This window comes from Kitasatospora sp. NPDC004240 (genome assembly GCF_053603215.1).
Genome location: NZ_JBSGFD010000373.1, coordinates 1 through 4,090, shown reverse-complemented (window position 1 = coordinate 4,090; position 4,090 = coordinate 1). Strand labels below are relative to the sequence as shown.

3 protein-coding genes are annotated in these 4,090 nt (G+C 77.8%); 1 reads left to right on the top strand and 2 read right to left on the bottom strand.

What is annotated here, in order from left to right; all coding sequences use genetic code 11:
- Positions 1 to 2,695: LuxR C-terminal-related transcriptional regulator (locus tag ACWEQL_RS41450; RefSeq protein WP_452156654.1), on the top strand; the 2,695-nt coding region annotated here is incomplete at its 5' end.
- 114 nt (positions 2,696 to 2,809) lie between these two features.
- Here the strand turns inward: ACWEQL_RS41450 and ACWEQL_RS41445 are convergent.
- Together ACWEQL_RS41445 and ACWEQL_RS41440 are read right to left on the bottom strand one after the other, a co-directional pair.
- Complete coding sequence (locus ACWEQL_RS41445; RefSeq protein WP_452156652.1) at positions 2,810 to 2,980, bottom strand: hypothetical protein; 171 nt, start codon at positions 2,978 to 2,980, stop codon at positions 2,810 to 2,812.
- Positions 2,981 to 3,173: 193 nt separating this feature from the next.
- On the bottom strand, positions 3,174 to 3,809 hold the full coding sequence (locus ACWEQL_RS41440; protein WP_452156650.1) for a TetR/AcrR family transcriptional regulator: 636 nt from the start codon (positions 3,807 to 3,809) through the stop codon (positions 3,174 to 3,176).
- Between the last annotated feature and the right edge of the window lie 281 nt (positions 3,810 to 4,090).

Sequence of the window (4,090 nt, the reverse complement as noted above, 5' to 3'; positions counted from 1 at the left end):
CCCGGTGGTCGACGCGCTGCGGGCCGTCGGCCCGCTGCTGCCGCCCGCGGGCCGCCTCCCGGCGAGCGCCGGGGCCCTGCGTCCGCTGCTGCCCGACCTCGCCGACCTGCTCCCGCCCTACCCGGCGAGCGCCGGCGACGGGCCGCCCGGCCGCCACCTGCTCGTCCAGGCGGTGCGGGCCCTGCTCCACGCGCTCGGCGAGACGGTCCTCGTGGTCGAGGACCTGCACTGGGTCGACGAGGCCACCCGCGAGCTGCTCCTGCTCCTCGCCCGGGACATGCCGCCGGAGCTGGCCCTGGTGCTCACCTACCGGGCGGAGGACCTGCCGCCCGACACGCCCGTGCTCGGAGCCGCCTACCGGCACCCCTCCGGTGTGGGCGGCGCGCTGATCCGGCTGCGTCCGCTGGCCGAGAGCGAGGTCCACGAGCTGGCCCGCGCCGCGCTCGGACCGCGCGCGACGCCGTCGCTCACCAGGTCCCTGTACGAGCGCAGCGAGGGCCTGCCGCTGGTCGCCGAGGAGGACCTGATCACGCTGTGCGAGCAGCGCGGCGCGAGCGGACCGGCCGACGCCGCCGAGCTCGCCACCGACCTGGAGCACCTCCAGGTCCCGCGCGGCCTGCACGACGCGGTCACCGAACGGCTCGCCGCGCTGTCCCCGCACGCGTCCGCGGTCACCGCCGCCGCGGCCGTGCTCGGCGTGCCCGCGGGCGAGGAACTGCTCGCCGCCGTCACCGGCCTCGACACCCTGGCCACCGCGGACGGGCTCACCGAGGCGCTGCGCGCGGCCGTGCTCAGCGAGAACCCGACCGCCCGCTACGGCTTCCGGCACGTCCTGGCCCAGCATGTCGCCTACCGCCGGCTGCCCGGCCCGCGGCGCACCGCGCTGCACCGGCGCGCCGTCGAGGCGCTGGGCGCCCAGGAGCCCCGGCCGCTGGTGCAGATCGCCCACCACACCCTGGCGCTCGGTGACCGGGCCGCCTGGCAGGAGGTCGCGGAGGCCGCCGCCGACCAGGCGGCCCGGCTCGGGGACAGCGGCAGCGCGGGCGTCCTGCTGCGGCAGCTGCTCGACGAACCCGGCCTCGACCGGGAGCGCCGCGGCCGGGCCGCCCTCGCGCTCGCCCGGATCGCCGCCAACGGCGTGGACGGCGAGGCCAGCGCCCGGACCCTGCGGGCGATCATCGCCGACCCCAGGCTGCCGGTCGCCGACCGCGGCGAGATCCGGCTGACCCTCGGGTTCCTGATGGCCGTCCAGGGCGGCGACCGGGCCGGCTTCGCCCGGATGGAGGAGGCCCTCGACGAGTTGGAGGAGCGCCCCGCCCGCGCGGCCCGCGCGATGGTCGCGATCGCCATGAACGAACGCGACGGCACCGTCGAACGCTCCTGGCGGTGGCTGGAGCGGGCCGAGCGCACCCTGGCGGCCGGCCCTGACGAGGACGTCGCCGCCGCGGTGCGCGCCACCCGGCTGACCTTCCTCGCGCGCGAGGGCGACCCGGCGGTCTGGCCGCTGCTGGACGAACTGCCCCGCCACTCGGAGCGGCCCGAGATCATCCGCCAGAGCACCCGCGCGCTCTACAACGTCGGCGAGATCGCCGTCGAGCTCGGCCACGACCGGCGTGCCGCCCGTCTGCTGGAGGAGAGCCGGCGGCTGGCCCGCCGGGCCGCCATCCCCTACCTGGAGTGCTACAGCCGGATCGCGCTGGTCCGCCTGGACGGCCTGGCCGGGCACTGGGACCGCATGGAGGAGGGGCTCGCCGCCCTCGGCACCGAGTTCCCCGACCTCGCGATGGCCGGCGCCGAGCAGGCCCTGCTGCTGGGCCGCCTCGCGGCCGCGCGCGGGCAGCTCACCGCGGCCCGCCGGCACTTCACCGAGGCGGGCCCGTACGGGGAGCGCGAGTCGCAGGTCACCGCGGCACTGCGGGCGGCGGCCGGCCTGGCCGCCCTGCAGCTCGCCGACGGCCACGCCGAGCAGGCGGCCGCCACGCTCGAACCCGCGCTCACCGACCTGCGCCGGGCCGGCGCCTGGGCCCGGTCGGCCGAGCTGCTGCCCGTCGCGGTCGAGACCCTGCTCGCCACGGGCGGGCGCCCCGCCGCCACCGCCCTCGCCGGGGAGGCCGCGACGGCCCTGGCGGGACGGGACGCGCCGGCCGCCCACGCGGCCCTGGCGTACGCCGACGGGCTGCTGCTGGCCGACGCGTCGCCGGGCACGGAGGACGCGGCGCGGGCGTTCACCCGCTCCCGCGACCTCTGGCAGGGGATCGGCCGCCCGTACGAGGCCGCGCGGGCCGAGGAGCGCGCCGGCACCGCCCTGGCGGAGCACGACCGTGCCGCGGCCGGGGAGCGGATCGGCGCGGCCGAACAGGCGTACCTCGAACTGGGCGCGGCCTCCGACGCGGCCCGCTGCCAGCGCCTGCGCCGGGACCTCGGTCTCGGCCGGCCCTCCTCCCCCGGCCGGCGGGGCTACGGCGAGCGACTCTCCCCGCGCGAACGGCAGGTCGCCGCGCTGGCCGCCCAGGGCGCGGCCAACCAGGACATCGCCCGGGCGCTGTTCCTCTCGCCCCGGACGGTCGAGCACCACGTGGCGAGCGTGCTGCGCAAGCTCGGCGTCACCCGCCCGGAGCTGCGCGAGGCGCTGGCCGGTGCGGACCTCGGCGACACCCCGGAACAGCGCAGCCGCCCGGATATTCCGGGCGGCTGACGAGGGTTCGGACGGCTGACGGGGGTTCGGGCACGGTGGCCCGGCCCCGGCCCGGCCGGTGCGTCCGGACCGGCGGACGGACGGGACGACCGGACGAAATGACCGGACGGCTGCTCAGTGGTGCTGGTGCCCCGCGCGCTCGGCCAGCCGGGACAGGCGGGCAAGGCGTGCCAGGCGGGTGCGCCGGACGACGCCACCGCGCCGCGCCGGCTGGACGAGGCCCGGGTCGTCGAGGGCGGTGAAGTGCTCCTGGGCGTAGAGCCGGAATCGTTCGCGGCGGGTCATGTCGGCCTCCGGTGGGGTCGTGGATCGGCGGCTTCGTACTGCTCGGTACAGGAGACTCCAGGAAACCGACCGCGCCGGTCCGGGATCAATGCGTACCGCTACCCAACCCCCGTGCCGAACTCTGGGTACCGCCCCGGCGGGACCTCACCCGGGACCGCGGCGGACGCGCGGGCGTGCGGCGGGACGGGCGGTCTCAGCGCGGCCGCGGGCGGACGGCGCCGAGGAGGAGGGCCACCAGCTCGTCGACGACCTGGTCGAGCGTGGCCTCGAACTGCCCGGCCGTCCAGTCGTGCAGCAGGCCGTTGACCGCGCCGATGAAGGCGGTGGCGGCGATCCGGTGGTCCCGCGGCGCGACCTCCCCGCGGGCGGCGGCTGCCTCGGCCTCGGCGAGGATCAGGTCCACCCAGCGGCCGCGGCGCACCAGGCGCTGGCGTTCCAGCTCCTCGCTCACGCCGATGATCTCGACGAAGGCGATGCGCAGCCGCCGCGGATCGGAGGTGGCGGCGGTGACGTAGGCGCGCAGGACGGCGGCGATCCGCCGGTCGAAGTCGAGCCCGGCGGTGTCGGTGAGCGCCGCCAGGACGGCCTGCTCGGTCCAGTCGTTGACCAGCAGGTGCAGCCGGGCGAGGACGTCCTCCAGGTTGCGGAACTCCTCGTAGAACTGCCGGGTGGAGAGCCCGGCCGCCTCGCACAGCCCGGTCACCGAGGCGGACCGGTAGCCGGGCCGGCCGCCGAACTGGTCCAGCGCCGCGGCCAGGAAGCGCTCGCGGCGCTCGGCCCGCCGTTCCTGCGCCGACCTGCCGCCGTACGTGCCCGTGGGCCCACCCATCGCCGTCCCCACCCCCGACAATCGCTGACGCCGGGTCAATTGTCGCGCACCGGGGTCTTGCCAGGACGGCCGGGTCGTCCCTACCGTCGGGTAACGCGATCTGACAACCGCCCTTTTCAGAATCCGCGCCCACGCGAAGCGAAGGAGTGGCGATGACTCGCCCCGGTTCCGCGCGCCCCCACGCCCCACGTCCGCCGCTGTCCCGTCCACGGCACCGCTCCCGCGGCACGACGGCGCTCGGCGCGCTCGCCGCCGCGCTCGGTCTGGCCGTCACCGCGGCC

What these genes read in the sequence shown, in the direction of transcription:
- ACWEQL_RS41440 (WP_452156650.1), bottom strand. Translation starts at nt 3,809, where the DNA reads ATGGGTGGGCCCACGGGCACGTACGGCGGCAGGTCGGCGCAGGAACGG.
- ACWEQL_RS41445 (WP_452156652.1), bottom strand. Translation starts at nt 2,980, where the DNA reads ATGACCCGCCGCGAACGATTCCGGCTCTACGCCCAGGAGCACTTCACC.